The 15,617-nt window shown below is 66.7% G+C and carries 15 protein-coding genes; 5 read left to right on the top strand and 10 right to left on the bottom strand.

What is annotated here, in order from left to right; all coding sequences use genetic code 11:
- Positions 1-68 precede the first annotated feature (68 nt).
- The 4 genes from AC04MD_RS09555 to AC04MD_RS09540 all read right to left on the bottom strand — a co-directional run bounded on the left by AC04MD_RS09555 (position 69) and on the right by AC04MD_RS09540 (position 4,651).
- Positions 69-722: an HNH endonuclease gene (locus AC04MD_RS09555; RefSeq protein WP_475497059.1), complete on the bottom strand. Its 654-nt coding sequence runs from the start codon at positions 720-722 to the stop codon at positions 69-71.
- Between the two features lie 94 nt (positions 723-816).
- On the bottom strand, positions 817-2,610 hold the full coding sequence (locus AC04MD_RS09550; RefSeq protein ID WP_475497058.1) for an acyl-CoA dehydrogenase C-terminal domain-containing protein: 1,794 nt from the start codon (positions 2,608-2,610) through the stop codon (positions 817-819).
- A 39-nt stretch (positions 2,611-2,649) separates the two neighbouring features.
- Complete coding sequence (locus AC04MD_RS09545) at positions 2,650-3,123, bottom strand: LEA/WHy family protein (protein WP_475497674.1); 474 nt, start codon at positions 3,121-3,123, stop codon at positions 2,650-2,652.
- An 82-nt stretch (positions 3,124-3,205) separates the two neighbouring features.
- Positions 3,206-4,651 (bottom strand): glycoside hydrolase family 30 protein, encoded by a 1,446-nt coding sequence (locus tag AC04MD_RS09540; protein WP_475497057.1) that lies wholly within the window; start codon positions 4,649-4,651, stop codon positions 3,206-3,208.
- Between the two features lie 221 nt (positions 4,652-4,872).
- On the opposite strand from AC04MD_RS09540, the gene AC04MD_RS09535 reads away from it, so the two are divergent.
- From AC04MD_RS09535 to AC04MD_RS09525, 3 genes are all read left to right on the top strand, one after another.
- Entirely contained in the window at positions 4,873-7,653 is a 2,781-nt protein-coding gene (locus AC04MD_RS09535; protein WP_475497056.1) for a TonB-dependent receptor, read from the top strand.
- Positions 7,654-7,784: 131 nt separating this feature from the next.
- Complete coding sequence (locus AC04MD_RS09530; RefSeq protein WP_475497055.1) at positions 7,785-10,331, top strand: glycoside hydrolase family 3 protein; 2,547 nt, start codon at positions 7,785-7,787, stop codon at positions 10,329-10,331.
- Positions 10,332-10,455: 124 nt separating this feature from the next.
- Positions 10,456-11,910 (top strand): MFS transporter, encoded by a 1,455-nt coding sequence (locus AC04MD_RS09525; RefSeq protein ID WP_475497054.1) that lies wholly within the window; start codon positions 10,456-10,458, stop codon positions 11,908-11,910.
- 98 nt (positions 11,911-12,008) lie between these two features.
- Here the strand turns inward: AC04MD_RS09525 and AC04MD_RS09520 are convergent, their stop codons facing one another.
- On the bottom strand, positions 12,009-12,317 hold the full coding sequence (locus AC04MD_RS09520) for a hypothetical protein (protein WP_475497053.1): 309 nt from the start codon (positions 12,315-12,317) through the stop codon (positions 12,009-12,011).
- 210 nt (positions 12,318-12,527) lie between these two features.
- Here AC04MD_RS09520 and AC04MD_RS09515 point away from each other — a divergent pair, with 210 nt between their 5' ends.
- Positions 12,528-12,788 (top strand): RidA family protein, encoded by a 261-nt coding sequence (locus AC04MD_RS09515; protein WP_475497052.1) that lies wholly within the window; start codon positions 12,528-12,530, stop codon positions 12,786-12,788.
- A 110-nt stretch (positions 12,789-12,898) separates the two neighbouring features.
- Here the strand turns inward: AC04MD_RS09515 and AC04MD_RS09510 are convergent, their stop codons facing one another.
- Positions 12,899-13,030 (bottom strand): hypothetical protein, encoded by a 132-nt coding sequence (locus AC04MD_RS09510; RefSeq protein ID WP_475497051.1) that lies wholly within the window; start codon positions 13,028-13,030, stop codon positions 12,899-12,901.
- A 20-nt stretch (positions 13,031-13,050) separates the two neighbouring features.
- Positions 13,051-13,458: a hypothetical protein gene (locus AC04MD_RS09505; RefSeq protein WP_475497050.1), complete on the bottom strand. Its 408-nt coding sequence runs from the start codon at positions 13,456-13,458 to the stop codon at positions 13,051-13,053.
- A 311-nt stretch (positions 13,459-13,769) separates the two neighbouring features.
- On the opposite strand from AC04MD_RS09505, the gene AC04MD_RS09500 reads away from it, so the two are divergent.
- Positions 13,770-14,027, top strand: coding sequence for a hypothetical protein (locus AC04MD_RS09500; RefSeq protein ID WP_475497049.1), 258 nt, complete (start codon positions 13,770-13,772; stop codon positions 14,025-14,027).
- Here AC04MD_RS09500 and AC04MD_RS09495 read toward each other — a convergent pair.
- The 3 genes from AC04MD_RS09495 to AC04MD_RS09485 all read right to left on the bottom strand — a co-directional run bounded on the left by AC04MD_RS09495 (position 14,024) and on the right by AC04MD_RS09485 (position 15,587).
- Positions 14,024-14,308: a hypothetical protein gene (locus AC04MD_RS09495; protein ID WP_475497048.1), complete on the bottom strand. Its 285-nt coding sequence runs from the start codon at positions 14,306-14,308 to the stop codon at positions 14,024-14,026. The genes AC04MD_RS09500 and AC04MD_RS09495 overlap by 4 nt on opposite strands.
- A gap of 163 nt (positions 14,309-14,471) precedes the next feature.
- Positions 14,472-14,798: a hypothetical protein gene (locus AC04MD_RS09490; protein ID WP_475497047.1), complete on the bottom strand. Its 327-nt coding sequence runs from the start codon at positions 14,796-14,798 to the stop codon at positions 14,472-14,474.
- A 78-nt stretch (positions 14,799-14,876) separates the two neighbouring features.
- The gene (locus AC04MD_RS09485) at positions 14,877-15,587 is read right to left on the bottom strand and encodes an rRNA pseudouridine synthase (protein WP_475497046.1); all 711 of its coding nucleotides are present in this window, start codon (positions 15,585-15,587) and stop codon (positions 14,877-14,879) included.
- Positions 15,588-15,617 lie beyond the last annotated feature (30 nt).

Below are 15,617 nucleotides of genomic sequence, written 5' to 3'. Positions count from 1 at the left end.
TGCCAGTGGCAGATCGCGCGTCAGCGAACGCACGCACGCAAGTGCGGGCGGGGCATCCTGGCAATGAATCAAGCCGAAAGCTTCGACTTCTTCGGCAGCTGCGCCTTCAGGAAGGCCATCTGGTCGGCCAGGATGTTGCGGTTCGACAGGATCAGGTGCTCGATCCAGCTGGGCCGGTACGGCACGGCCAGCAGCGGCATGTGCGCCTGCTGCGGCGTGCGGTTGCTCTTGCGCGAATTGCAGTGGAAGCAGGCCGAAACCACGTTTTCCCAGATGTCCTTGCCGCCCTTGGACAACGGCAGCACGTGGTCGCGGGTCAGGTGCGGGCGCGAGTACTCATGGCCGCAATACAGGCACAGGTGGGCGTCGCGGGCGAACAGTGCGGTGTTGGTCAGCGTCGGCGTGGGCGACAGCGCATGCGCTCGGGCATGGCCGCGCGAGGCCACGATGGGATGCAGTTCGATCAGGCTCTGTTCGCCTGTCAGGCGCGAGACGCCGCCGTGCACGTGCAGGCAGGGATCGCCCAGTGTCCAGGCGACCGCGCCGCGCGCGTACAGGCAGGTCGCGTCCTGCCAGTTGATCCAGTCGAGCACACGCCCGTGCGCATCCAGCGACAGCAGTCGCAGGGCGGCGGGGTGGGGACGGGGGGACGACGGAGACGGGACCGGCGTGGAACAGGGACCGGTCTGGACCAGGTGAAGCTGAGCTCTGTCTGCTTCCATGGAGAAGCAGGTTATACCCAAATGTTGACGAAATGTGTATAGCGCGCGGCTTTTCTTCGGAGGAGCGCGCCAGCCGCGCTCCCCCGGTGCTGGTTCACTCGCCGAAGCGCGCGTCGTCCATGGCCATCAGCGTGTCCGCGCCGGACTCGATCGCAGCGGCATGGGCCAGGGTGCGCGGCAGGATGCGGGCGAAGTAGAAGCGCGCGGTTTCGCGCTTGGCCTGCTTGAACGCATCGCCGTGCGCCGATGCATCGGCGGCGGCCACGCTGCGCGCCCACCAGTAGGCCAGTACCACATAGCCCGAGTAGAACAGGTAGTCCGTGCTCGCCGCGCCGATTTCCTCGGGGTTCGCCGCCGCCCGCTGCAGGATGTTCTTCGTCAGGCCGGCCCATTCGGCCGCCTTCTGCTGCAGCGGATCGATGAACTCCGTCAGCGTGGCATCGTCCTTGTGCTGCTGGACGAAGGCATGCACGTCGGCGAGGAACAGCTTCAGGCCGGCGGCCTGCGTCGCCGCGGTCTTGCGGCCCATCAGGTCGAGCGCCTGGATGCCGGTGGTACCTTCGTACAGCGTGGTGATGCGGGCGTCGCGCGCCAGCTGTTCCATGCCGTGCTCGTGGATGTAGCCATGGCCGCCGAAGCACTGCAGCGCGTGGTAGGTGTTCTCGATACCCCATTCGGTCTGGCAGGCCTTCGAGATCGGCGTGAGGAAACTCACCAGCGTATCGGCGCGCTCGCGCTCGGCGGCGTCTTCCGCATGGTTCGCGATGTCGATCAGCGTGCCGGCATGCAGCGCGAGCAGGCGGCTGCCTTCCACCAGCGACTTCACCGTCAGCAGCATGCGCCTCACGTCCGGGTGGACGAGGATGGGATCGGCCGGTTTGTCGGGGAACTTCGCACCGCTCAGCGAGCGCGTCTGCAGGCGATCACGCGCGTAGCGCAATGCGTTCTGGTAGGCGCGCTCGCTCAGGCCGATGCCCTGCAGGCCCACGCCGAGGCGCGCGGTGTTCATCATGGTGAACATCGCCTGCAGGCCCTTGTGCGGCTGGCCGACCAGATAGCCCTGAGCGCCATCGAAATTCATCACACAGGTGACCGACGCCTTGATGCCCATCTTGTGTTCGATCGAGCCGCACGACAGCGCGTTGCGCTCGCCGACCGTGCCGTCGCGCGCCACCTTGAACTTTGGGGTGACGAACAGCGAGATGCCCTTCGCGCCGGGTGGTGCGTCCGGCAGCTTGGCCAGCACCAGGTGCACGATGTTGTCGGTCAGGTCGTGCTCGCCGGCGGTGATGAAGATCTTGGTGCCGGTGATGGCATAGCTGCCATCGGCGTTCGGTTCGGCCTTGGTCTTCAACAGGCCGAGGTCGGTACCGCAGTGCGGTTCGGTCAGGCACATGGTGCCGGTCCAGCGGCCATCCACGAGCGGCTTGAGGAAGACCTCCTGCTGCCACGCCTCGCCGTGGTGCTTGAGCGCTTCCACCGCGCCATGCGAGAGCAGCGGGAAGTTGCCCCAGGCCAGGTTGCTGGCATTGACCAGTTCGTTGAGCGGCACGCCCATCGTATGCGGAAGGCCCTGGCCGCCGAGTTCGGGCGAAGCCGTCAGCCCGGTCCAGCCGCCGTCCACGAACTGCGAGTACGCGGCCTTGAAGCCCGGCGGCGTGGTGACCTCGCCGGTGGCCTTGTCGAGCTGGCTGCCGATTTCATCACCGACGCTGTTCAGCGGTGCGAGCACCGTTTCGGTGAAGCGCGCGGCTTCGTCCAGCACGGCGTCGAGGATGTCGCGGGTGGCCTCGCTGTAGCCGAGGCGCTGGAACAGCGGCTCGACGCCCAGCACGTCGTACAGGGCGAAGCGGAGATCGGTCAGGGGAGCTTTGTAGGACGCGGGCATGCGGGCTCTCGGAATCGAAGTTGAAGGAGACAGCCGCGCTCAGCGCAGCACGCCGTCCAGGCCGGGGACGGGATTGAGGGTATTGCGGGTGTCGACGTCGAAGCTGCGCTGCTTGGCCTCTTCCGGCGTTGCGGCTGCGGTGCCCTTCAGCGTGTACGGGAGCGTGCGGCGGCCCGCGAGCGCGTCCGCTACCACGATGCGGCCGGCGCTACTGGGCGAGAACGCGACGGTGACCACGTCCGCCGATTCGGGGCCGACCGACAGGCCGGGCGTCGCGCGCAGCTTGCCGGCTTCCTGGTCGCCGACCTGGACGTCGACGTCCACCGTGTCGAAGCGCATCGGGATGCTGCTGTAGTTCTGCAGCCGCAGGTCCACAGCCCATTGGCCATCGGCCTTCACCGTCAGCTGCTGCACGCTGACGGCAGGATCGGAGACGCGCCGGACCACGCCGTCGCCGCAACCTGCCAGCAGGGCCGTCGCGGCCAGAAGGGCCAGCAGGGAAGTACGTCGCATCATGCCGCGGCTCCATGAGGGAATGCGGCAGGATACTACGGCGTATGGCGGACGGAATGACAGTCCGGACGACGGATGCGGATCAGTCGTGCTGCGCTGCGGCAGGTTTCCACACGAAGGTGGCGATGCTGCGCGCGGGCAAGGTGTAGTCGAACGCGAGCTCGCCATGCCTGACGCTGAAACGGCGAGCCTGCTTCGCGGAATTGGCCATGAGCAGCACCAACGAGCCATCGTCGGCATTGCGGAAGGCGACGTTGTCCAGATCGCCGGTGGCATCGCTCGACGCGATCCGGTGGGCACCCGGCCGCACGAACCGGCTGGCATGCGCCAGCGCGTAGTACTCGTCGGTACGGGTGACGGCGCCGGTGCGCGAGTCGATGGTCACCACGCCGCGGCAGGTGTCGCAGCCGCCCGCGTAGGGTCCGTTGTTTTCGTCCAGCGCGAGATTCCAGAACAGTGCGCCGCGTGCCCAGTGGCGTGCGCTGCGGATGATGATGTTCTTCATCTGCAACGGCAGGCCGCCGCTGCGCACCGGCTCCCAGTCGCCACCGGAACACTCGGTCATGTAGGCGTCCTTGTCGGGGAAGGCGTCGTGCACGGGCGACTGCGCCGCCACGTCGCCGCCATAGCAATGCCACGCCACCGCAGCGACATGCGGATTGGCCTTCGCGTCGCCCAGCACGCCCAGCGGTTCCTGCGGCTTGTCCCAGTTGTGGTCCCAGTCGAAGATCAGCGGGCCGTTGCCGCGCGCCGCGATCATCGGGCCCAGGTGGTCGCCGATCAGGCGCGCGCGCGCCGGCGCGTTGAGCCGCATGCCGGGATAGTCCTTGGGCTCGTAGTCCGGTTCGTTCTGCACGGTCAGCGCGAAGATCGGGATGCCCTCGGCCGCATACGCGTCCACGTACTTCAGCAGGTAGCGCGAGAACGCGTCGTAGTACTGCGGCTGAAGCTTGCCCTGGATCAGGCTGTTGCTGTCCTTCATCCAGCCGGGTGCGCTCCATGGCGAAGCCATGATCTTCAGTTGCGGATTGATCGCCAGCATCGCGCGCGCCACCGGGATCACGTCGCCGCGGTTCTCGTCGATGCTGAAGTGCTTCAGTTCCGGATCCGGCTTGTCGTCCGGCGTGTCGTCCAGGCTGTAGTGGTGCCGCGAGAAATCCGACGCGCCGATGGTCAGGCGGGAGAAGCTGAGTCCCAGGCCGCCGTCGTCGCGCCCGAACAACTCCTTCAGCAACGCGTCCCGCTGCGCAGGATCCAGCTTGTGCTGGATCAGCCACGCCGACGAGTCGGTCAGCGATGCGCCGAAGCCGACCATCTCCTGGAAGCGCTTGCCGTCGTCGACCTCGATGCGTGGGGTCGTCAGGCCTGCATCGGCGTCGAATCGCGCAGGGGTGGACGCGGCGAGCGTGGTCCTGTGGTCGGCCGTCGTGATCCATACGGCGACGTCCTGTGCTTGCGCCAGCGGATTGAACGCGAGCGTCAGCAGGGCGAACGAACGGAGCAGGCGGAGTCGGCTGTGTTGGCGCATCGGGAATTCCTCGCAAAGAGCGTCTGGGGGTGTCGCGAACCCCTCCCGGAATCCACGCAAAGCGGGTGCTGCAACGCAGCGAAACTTTCTGGGCGCGTAGCCACGCGTTTAGCGAATCCGATGCTGCGCGCGGTTACATCTCACTGTTGTTAGGAATTTGTTGACAGTGCATTGAAGCTTCTATATGACAGCGCTGTCAACAGTGGTTGGAGAGGGACAAGATGAAGCAGTCGAACAACAAGCATCCATCCTCGCGTCTTGCACCGCGCAGGCAGCATCTCGCGATCGCATGCTGCCTTGCACTGGCGTTTCCGGTCGTCGCGAACGCGCAGCAGGCGGCGTCCTCTACCGACCCATCTGTCGAGACGCTCGATACGGTCAAGGTGACCGGTATCCGCGCGGCCATCGCCAACGCAGTGGAGACGAAGAACGAATCCACCTCCATCGTGGAAGCGGTATCGGCCGAAGACATCGGCAAGCTGCCCGACATCAGCATCGCGGACTCGATCTCCCGCCTGCCGGGCCTGGCGACGCAGCGCGTCGATGGCCGTTCGCAAGTGATCAACATCCGCGGCATGTCCGAGCAGTTCGCCGGCACGCTGCTGAATGGCCGCGAGCAGGTGAGTACGGGCGACAGCCGCGGCGTGGAGTTCGACCAGTATCCGGCGGAGCTGATGAACGCGGTGGTGGTCTACAAGACCCCGGATGCGTCGCTGATCGGACAAGGCCTCTCGGGCACCGTCGATCTGCAGACCGTTCGCCCGTTGAGCGTCGGCGAACGGCGCATCGTGTTCAGTGGCCAGGGCGAGTACAACTCGCTGGGTGGCCTGACCTCCGGTGGCGACGACAAGGGCTATCGCGTGGCCGCGTCGTATGTCGACCAGTTCGCCGGCGACACGATCGGCGTGGCACTCGGCGTGGCGCGACTGAATTCGCCCTTCCAGGAAGAGCACTACAAGGAATGGTGGTGGGCGAGCGGCGAGACGCTCAATGGCTGGGGCGCTCCGGCGCAGGCGGGCCGGCCCGCCGACGCCATCCTGCTGCAGGGGTTCGAGGGATGGGTGAAGTCGCGTGAACTCACGCGCGATGGCGTGATGGGCGTGCTGGAGTTCAAGCCGAACGCCAACTTCCACAGCATCGTCGACGTGTACTACTCGAAGTTCGAGCAGGACGAGCTGATGCGCGGCCTGATGTCGAACAACGATCCCTGGTTCACCAGCGACAGCGGCACTTCGGTCGGTTACTCGAACCTCGGCTACAGCGACTTCCATGGCCAGCGGGTGGCGACCAGCGGCACGCTGCTCGGCGTGCAGCCGATCGTGCGCAACGACAACAACACGCGCGAGGACAAGCTGACGTCGGTCGGCTGGAACACCAGCTACAGGCTGGAACCGATGACGTTCAGCCTGGACCTCAGCTACTCCAAGGCGGAACGCGAGCAGTCGGTGCTGGAGACCTACGCCGGCATGGCGACCCCGTTCAACCTGGACTTCAGCAATCCGCTGCATCCCAGCTTCGGCCACTACTCGCTGCCCGACATGTCGGATCCTTCGCGGGTGCTGCTGTCGGATCCGCAGAACTACAACCACGACGGACGCATGGAGAACTCGTGGCAGGAGGATGAGCTGAAAGCGGCCCGCTTCCAGTTCACCCGCGACATCGAATCCTCCGACTTCCTGCGCAGCTACGATCTCGGCGTCAACTTCAACCGCCGGACCAAGCAGAAGCGCGCCGACGTGTACTTCGCCGACCTGCTGAACGGGCGGACGCCGGTCGCCGTGGATTCCTCCTTCCTGCAGTCGCCGACGTCGCTGGACTTCCTCGGCCTGGGCAACGTACTCACCTACAACCCGCGCTCCGTACTGGGTCGCTACTACAACGTCTACCTCAGCGAAGACAACAATGACGTGCTGAAGGACTACACGGTCGACGAGGACGTCACCACCTTCTACGCCAAGGCGAACCTGGACATGGACCTGACCGACCGCGTCCGCCTGCGCGGCAATGTCGGCGTGCAGTACATTCGCACGGACCAGTCGTCGACCGCGTTCAATGCCAACAACGGCGTCGTCGCGGGTTCGCAGACTCTCGGCACGACCTACGGCGACATCCTGCCCAGCCTCAACCTGGCGGCCGATTTCGGTGATGGCTGGATGGTGCGCTTCGCCGCGGCGAAGACGCTGATGCGGCCGCCGATCAACTACCTGAGCGCCGCCAGTTCCGCCAGCGTGCCCCTGACCGGTCCCGCGCTGTGGAGCGGCAGCGGCGGCAACCCGGCGCTGGAGCCGTACCGCGCCACCGCCTACGACCTGTCCTTCGAGAAGTACCTGGGCGATGCGAGCTACGTGGCGGTCGCCCTGTTCTACAAGAACCTCGAAAGCTACGTGTACCAGCAGACGTTCCCGCAGTGGGACTTCACCGGCTACGCGAACGATTCGGGCCGTACGCCCGAGTCGCAGTTCGGCAGCTACTCGACGTGGGCCAACGGGCAGGGCGGTTACATGCGCGGCGCGGAACTGAGCGCATCGCTGGCGGGCGACCTGTTCTCCGATGCGCTCGACGGGTTCGGTGCACAGTTCAACGCGTCCTACACCGAGTCCTCGATCGACCCGGACGGTCCCGGCGGTTCGGACACCGATACCATCCCGGGCCTGTCGAAGCTCGTCTACAACGCTACCGTGTACTACGAGAAGCATGGATTCGGTGCGCGTCTTAGCCAGCGCTACCGCGATTCCTACCGCGGCGAATACAGCTCGTTGTTCGGCGCGCGCACCTACCGCTACACGATGAGCGAACGCCAGCTGGACCTGCAGTTCAGCTACGACTTCCCGGAGTCGAGTGCGCTCGCCGGCCTGTCCTTGCTGCTGCAGGTGAATAACCTCAACGACGAGCCGTTCCGCACGCAGGTCACCTCGGCCTCCGCGCCCGCCTCGGTGCTGTTCCCCGAGGAATACACCGAATACGGTCGCCAGTACCTGCTCGGTTTCCGCTACAAGCTGTGATTGCACAGAATCATCGATAACCGCAGTACCTGACGGGACGCGGGGCCCAGCCCCGCGTCCCGTCCGATTTTTCGTCCAGGCGCGGATCCTGTCGGGGATGCTGTGCGCGCCGCCATCCAAGGGAGAAGCGAGTGAATCCGATCCGAGTGACCCTGCTGGGGGCCAGCCTGCTGGCCTGCCTGTCGTGTAGCGCCCAGAAGGAACCCGAACAGAAGCCCGCCGACGCGGCCGCGAAGAACGATGCCGCGGAATTGAAGGACTGGCCGGCGCTGAAGAGCAGCTTCGCCAAGGACCCCGCCGTCGAGGCGCGCGCGGCCGAGATCCTCGCCAGCATGACGCTGGAGCAGAAGATCGGGCAGATGGTGCAGCCGGAGATCAAGTCGATCACGCCGGCCGACGTACGCAAGTACTACATCGGTTCCGTGCTCAACGGCGGTGGCTCATGGCCGGCGATGAACAAGCGCTCCACGATCCAGGACTGGGTCACGCTGGCCGACGCCTACTACGACGCATCCATGTCCACCGACGCCAAGATGCCGGTGCCGGTGATCTGGGGCACCGACGCCGTGCATGGCCACAGCAACGTCTACGGCGCCACGATCTTCCCGCACAACATCGGCCTGGGTGCGGCGCACGACGTCGAGCTGATTGAGCGCATCGCCGAAGCCACCGGCCAGTCCACGCGCGCCACCGGCGTCACCTGGACTTTCGCGCCCACGGTCGCCGTGGCGCAGAACGCGCGCTGGGGCCGGACCTACGAAAGCTATTCCTCGCAGCCGGCGCTGATCCGAGAATACGCCGCCGCCTACGTCAAGGGCATGCAGGGCCTGCTCGACAAGGACGGCAACGTCGTCGCCACCGCCAAGCACTTCATCGGCGACGGCGCCACCGACGGTGGCAAGGATCAAGGCAACGCCACGATCACCCAGGCGCAGATGATCAACGTCCACGGCCAGGGCTACTACGGTGCGATCGAAGCCGGCGTGCAGACGGTCATGGCGTCCTTCAACAGCTGGAACGACGTGGCCGCCGGCAAGGATTACGGCAAGATGCACGGCACGCGCGACCTGCTGACCGTGGCGCTGAAGGAGAAGATGGGCTTCGACGGCTTCGTCGTGTCTGACTGGAACGGCATCGGCCAGGTCACCGGCTGCAGCGACGACAGCTGTCCGCAGGCGATCAACGCCGGCATCGACATGGTGATGGTCCCGGACAAGTGGAAGACCTTCATCGGCAACACGATCGCGCAGGTGAAGTCGGGCGAGATCCCGCAGGCGCGTATCGACGATGCGGTCATGCGCATCCTGCGCGTCAAGCTGCGCGCCGGCCTGTGGGAGCACAAGCCCTCGGCCAGCCAGCACGCCGGCAAGCCGGAATCGCTGGTGCACCGCGAGTTGGCCCGCCGCGCCGCGCGCGAGTCGCTGGTGCTGCTGAAGAATGACGGTGGCGCGCTGCCGCTGAAGAAGGGCCAACGCGTGCTGCTGGTCGGCAAGAGCGCCGACAGCATTTCCAACCAGGCCGGTGGCTGGTCGCTGACCTGGCAAGGCACCGACAACACCAACGCCGACTTCCCGAATGCCGACAGCCTGGCCGCCGGCCTACGCGAGCAGCTGGGTGAGGCGAACGTGCAGCTGCGCGAGAGCGCCGAGGGCGTGGATCCGGCCAGCTACGACGTCATCGTGGTTGCCATCGGCGAAACACCATATGCGGAAACCAACGGCGACATCGTGCCGTCCGACACGATGGCGCACAGCCGTCGCCATCCGGAAGATCTGGCCACGCTGAAGGCGGCCGCCGCCACTGGCAAGCCGGTCGTCACCGTGTTCCTGTCCGGCCGCGCGCTGTACGCCAACGACCTGATCAACCTGTCCAACAGCTTCGTGGCCGCCTGGCTGCCGGGCACGGAAGGCAAGGGCGTCACCGACGTGCTGGTGGCCGGGGCCGATGGCAAGCCGGCGCACGACTTCCGCGGCAAGCTGACGTTCCCGTGGCCGGCCGTCGCCTGCCCGCAGGCCGACAGCAAGCCGCAATTCGCGTTGGACGCCGGCCTGCGTTACGGCGACAGCAGCAACGTCGGCAAGCTGCCGGAAGACAGTGCGGCCAGTTGCGGCGAGGCCTCCGCGATGGGCGTGTTCAACCAGTCCGACGTCGCCCCCTTCACCCTGCAGATGGCCGCAGGCAGCGAAGAGCAGGCCGTGGGTTCCGACATGAACACCACTCAGCGCTGGCCGCAGGCTAAGCCGGCGTTGCAGGTCGCCACCGTGCAGGTCAACACACAGCAGGACGCCAAGGAAGTGACGTGGCTGGCGCCGGCACGCTTCTTCGCGCGCAATCCGTCGAAGAACAACCTCACCTCGATGGCGACCGCGCGCGGCGCCGTGCAGTTCGACGTGATCGTCAGGCAGGTGCCGACCAAGCCGGTGCAATTCACCGTCGGCTGCGGCGCGAACTGCGGCGCCAGCCTGGACCTCACCGCCACCTTCTCCGGCGCCGCCGTCGGCAAGAAGCAGACGGTGAAGGTGCCGCTGGCCTGCTTCGGCAAGCTGGGCGCGGACCTGAGCGGCGTGGATACGCCCTTCAGCATCACCGCCGACGCGCCGTTCGCCGCCGCCTTCACCAACATCCAGGTGGTGGCCGGCGCGGCCGATGCCCCCGATGCGGTGAAGTGCGCGCAGTAGGGCGTTCCACCCGGCGCCCCGCGGTTTCCCCGCGGGGCGCTGACGCAGTGCAAGTTGCAATCGCGCGGCGCCTCCGTAGGCTGGCCGTTCCGTCCGGATCCAATACCAGCAGGCATACCAATCCATGACCACCCAACCCACCCGATGGTCGCAGTTCGGCGTGCTGATCACCGTGTTCTTCTTCTGGGGTTTCGTTGCCGCCAGCAACGACATCCTGATCCCGGTGTTCAAGAAAGCCTTCGACCTCACGCAGGCGCAGAGCCAGTACGTCGCCGTCGCGTTCTACGTCGCCTACACCGTGGGCTCGCTGATCTACGTGGCGGTCTCCAAGATCATCGGTCTCGATCTGCTCAACAAGATCGGCTACAAGAACGGCATCTGCCTGGGCCTGGTGATCTCCGCGCTCGGCACGCTGCTGTTCTATCCCGCCGCCAACAGCGGTTCGTTCAACCTGATGCTGTCCGGCCTGTTCATCGTCGGCCTGGGTTTCTCTCTGCAGCAGATCGCGGCGAACCCGTTGGCCATCGTCATCGGTGATCCCAAGACCGGCGCGCAACGGCTGACGCTGGCCGGTGGCATCAACAACTTCGGTACCACCATCGGGCCGCTGCTGGTCAGCGTGGCGATCTTCGGCAGCGTGCTGTCGGGCGGCACCGAAGCCAGCATCGAAAGCGTCAAGACCCCTTATCTGGTGCTGGGCGTGGCCTTCATCCTGGTGGCGATCTTCCTGAAGTTCTCTTCGGTGCCCAACCACATCGATCTGGAGAAGCTGTCGGAGTCCGAAGCGCAGGACAGCAGCAAGCTGATCCACAAGAAGTCGGCACTGGGTTATCCGCAACTGGTGCTGGGCATGATCGCCATCTTCGTCTACGTCGGCGTGGAGGTCTCGACCATCAGCAACCTGCCGGCCTATCTCGAGTCGCCGGAAGGCCTCGGCCTGGATACCTCGCAGATCGCCCCGTTCGTGTCGCTGTACTGGGCCAGCCTGATGATCGGCCGCTGGGGCGGCGCCGCGGGTGCGTTCAACGTCGGCTCCGGAGCCAAGCGCTGGCTGACGCTGCTGCTTCCCTACGTGGCGTTCGGCGTGTTCCTGGCCGTCAACGCCATCATGAAGCACGAGGTCTCGCAGTTCTTCGGCTATGCCGCGGTCATCGTGCTGATGATCCTGGCCACGCTGGCCAGCAAGGGCAACCCGGCGCGCATGCTGCTGTACTTCGCCGCCTGCGGCATCGCTGCGCTGCTGATCGGCATGTTCACCACCGGCTGGACCAGCGTGGTGGCCTTCATCAGCGTGGGCCTGTTCTGCAGCACCATGTGGCCGTGCATCTTCGCGCTCGCCATCACCGGCCTGGGCGACAAGACCAACCAGGGCAGCAGCCTGCTGATCATGATGATCATGGGCGGCGGGTTCGTCAGCCTGGCGCAGGGCATGCTGGCCGACAAGGTCGGCGTGCATTTCAGTTTCATCGTCGGCGTGGCGTGCTTCGCCTACCTGGCCTTCTATGCCATCGCCGCGACGCGCACGCTGCGCAAGCAGGGCATCGACCTGGACAAGCTGGCCGCCGGCAGCGGTCACTGAGTGCGGTGCGCGCCGGGTAGACCGGCACGCATCCCTCAAAGCCATCGGGCCACTCTGCGGCCCGGTGGCTTTTCTTTTGGAAGCCGGCGGACGGCGGATCAGACCGCTGCGAGTGCCGGGCCTGGTGCCTCGTCGTGCACGTACGGACGACGCTGGTCCACGTACCGGCGCAACAGGCCGGCGCGCTGGCGCGCCCACTGCGTGGTCCAGCCGATCGCGCGCTCTTCGTTGCGCACCGCCATCTCGAACGGCGCGATGTCGCCCATATCCACGAGCACGCGCAGGACCAGGCCGGCATTGAGGGGCCGGATCTCGGCGATGACCGTGTCATCCACGCAGAGCTCGTGGCCGGCTTCGGTACGCAGCCAGGTGAAGCGATCGGGGAGGACATGTGGGGCCGTCTTCATGACGATGTTCACTCGGCGGTTCCGGGAGGGGCGGGGTGTGCCGACCTTGCGGCAGGTGGCGTGGAAGCGACGTCAATACGCGTCATCGGGCCGCATGGCCGCCGGGCGCCATTCAGTACGCGGTGAACGGCGTCATGGCGGCGTGACGGATGGGGCATGGCCCACCGTGTGCGCGGCGCAAGACTGCGGCTCCCGTCCGGGAGTGCCGCCATGATCTACCTGACCTCATGCCTGCTGCTGTGCCTCGCCGCGTCCGCCACGCATGCGCAGGAAGCGCCGACGCGCGAGCACTTCGCCAACCCCGGCCACGAGGCCGCGTACCACGACTGGCACTACACGCCGGTGGTGAAGGTGGGCGACATGGTCATCGTGTCGGGCATTCCCGCCGCCGGTGATGGAGCCTACGAAGAAAAGGTCCGGCGCATGTTCGCGGTGCTGGGCAAGCAGCTCGCCGACGCGGGCGCGACGTAGGCAGATGTGGTGGAGCTGAGCACGTTCCATACCGGCCCCACCGATCCGGCGAGCTTCCAGGCCTAGTTCGCGCGCTGCGCACCGATCCATCATGAGTTCTTTCCGTCGCACTATCCCGCGTGGAGCGCGGTCGGCACCAGCGCGCTGCTCGCGCCGGGCGCGGTGGTGGAGATGCGCGCGGTGGCGATGATCGGATCGGGACGTGCGCCGAAGGCGGATACCCCGAAGCCCGGGCCGCGCACGGCGACGCCGTGATCGCGCGTCAGACGTTACCGGCGCCCGTGCCGCGCTTGGCCAGCATCGTCTCGATGAGGTCCAGGATCTCCGCCAGGCTGATCCCGTACGAGCCGGCCTGACCGGCGTCGAAGGCCTGCTTCCATTGCTGGTAACCCTCCAGGTAGGCCGGGTCGGGCGCGCCTTCTCCGACGAGTTCCGCGTCGCTGCGTTCCAGCACCTGGCCGATGACCGGCAAGTGGGCGAAGGTGGTGATCACGCCGTCACGCAGCCCGGGATGGCGGATGCGCGCGCCGCTGACGCTGACATGCAGGATCTCGCCGCCCAGCGGGTGCGCGTCGATGCGGTTGATGGTCAGTACCGGCGTTTCGGAGGCGCTGCGGCCCCGGCAGCGCCAGCGCTGGCCGACGGCGTAGGACGTGGAAACGTGCGTCATGGAAGGAGTGCTGGGAACGGTCTTGCAGCATAGGCAGGTCGCCGCGACTTGTCCGGGATGGCGGGCGGTGCTGGAGCGAGCCGCCCGATCCGGCAAAGTGACGACGCCGCTGCTGTTGCGAAAGTGGATGTCCGAAGGCGATCAAGGGCACGCCCAAGGCGTGACACCGGATCGATGGGGCCTGGGTGAGGGTGCGTCCGCGCGCACGTCTGTCCGGATCGGCGCCCGCGCGGCGATATCACTTAACGACCCCCGGCCTGCGCACCTCCAATGCCCGCCGGCGCCCCCTGCAAGTCTGCGAGTTACCCGGTATGCCCCTCGATTCGAATTCCCGTTTCATCGCCGGGGTGTGCGGCGTTGCCGTCGCATTGCTGCTCGCCTGGTTCCATGGCAATGGCAGCGGCCTGGACCGTGGCCTGTCGCGCTGCGTACCGGAAGCGCGACAGGCTGACGACGTGCGCGACTGCCCGGCCTGCCACCAGGCAGAACCGTCGCACCCCGCCGCGATGATCGTCGGCGACGTAAGTCAGCCGCCCGTGCGCATCGTCAGCAGCGCACCGCGTGCCTAGTCCTGCGGGCAGCGGCCGGCGGCCTGTTCCGCCTCGGCGGCATCGAGCGCGGCCTTGGCGGCCGCAGACTCCGTCGCCATCTCCGCGAGCTTCTGCTGGTTCTTCTCGGTGGGCGCATCCACGATGCGCTGGCGGAGTTCCTCGTAATCCTTGTCGATCCTGTCGACGGCCTTCTGCTTGGACGCAACGCTGGCGCACGCGGGCGCATCGCCTCCACGGGTGAGGGCGCCACCGCCACAGGCGGTCAGCATCAGGACGGACAGCAGGAGGAGCGGACGCATGGGGCTTCCTTGAAGACGGGGGAGCGCCAGCGTACGCAGCGGGCCTGCAGAGGTGCGTGAAGCGGATTACGGATGCGACAAGGGAACTGCCGGGCAAGCGGTGAGCCGGTGTCCGTGGGTGACGCGGCGCCGCGTGTCGCAGGCGGATGCCGGCCAAGGCTTCCTACGTCTGGAACCAGCGCGCTATCGAAGGGGATTCCGGTGTCCGATCGGGATGGCGCGCGCGATTCCCGCGGATATCCCTGCAGGCATGACGGACGGGCGCCTGCCTCTCGATGGCCCAGCGGTTCGCCAGAGCCATGCCGCGTTCGACGGAGGCGACCATCGTTTCGTGCGGCGAGAGATCCGGCCCGCGGACGAGCGTGCGCACCATCAATCCACGCGCGAACGGTTCGACGCGCGCCACCGGGACGTCGTCGCAGTAAAGGGTGTCCTGATCCAACTCACGCCGCCACGCGAATCCGGGCGGCAGCTTTCTTGCAGCGGGCATCGCCGCGATCCTTCGATGGTGTGCTGAAGAGACCTTACCTCTCCGCGCACCACCGTGCGGCGCGTCGCGGGATTCTGTCTAGAAACGCTTACCCGTCGGCAGGTAGCGCCAATGGCCCACCGGCAACTTCGACAGCGAGACACCGCCGATCCGCAGCCGCCGGATGGAGACCACCTCCAGCCCGCCTTCGCGGCAGCGATGGCGCAACTCGCCGGGCTGCACGTTCTTGATCGCGAACCGCAACCGCACTTCGTTCTGCCAGCTGACCTTGCACGGCGCCAGGCCGCGGCCCTGGTACGTGGGTACGTGGCCGATGCGGCTGAGCGTGTAGGGGCCTGGATCGCCGCAGACTTCCACGACGAACTCCTGCTCGATCTGCGCGTAGTCCTCGGTCAACTTGCGCGATACGCGGCCATCCTGGCTGAGCACCAGGAGACCACTGGCGTCGGTATCGAGCGGCACCAGCGGGGTCAGGCGGTGCAGGTGGCGCTTCAGCGCGCGCATGCCGCTGTCGTCGTCCGCGGCGTGCGTGGCCGGCGTGGCCAGGGCGGCCGCGTCCTGCCAGGCCACGCCCGCCGGCTTGTGCAGCAGCAGCGTGCCGGGCTCGCCGGCGCCGAGCTCGGCCGCAGGATCGATCTCCACGCGCTCATCGGTGACCGGATGCTGCGGGGCCTCGACGGTCTCGCCGTTCACGGTGACCCAGCCGCCTTCGATGTACTGCTCGGCCTCCGAGCGCGAACAGCCGGTCAGTTCGACGACGCGCCTGGCGAGGCGGATGGGCTCTTGCATGGGGGTACCGGGTTTTCCAGCGGGCACGAA

Source organism: Pseudoxanthomonas sp. LjRoot206 (assembly GCF_056175725.1).
This window is presented reverse-complemented; position numbering and strand designations above follow the sequence as displayed.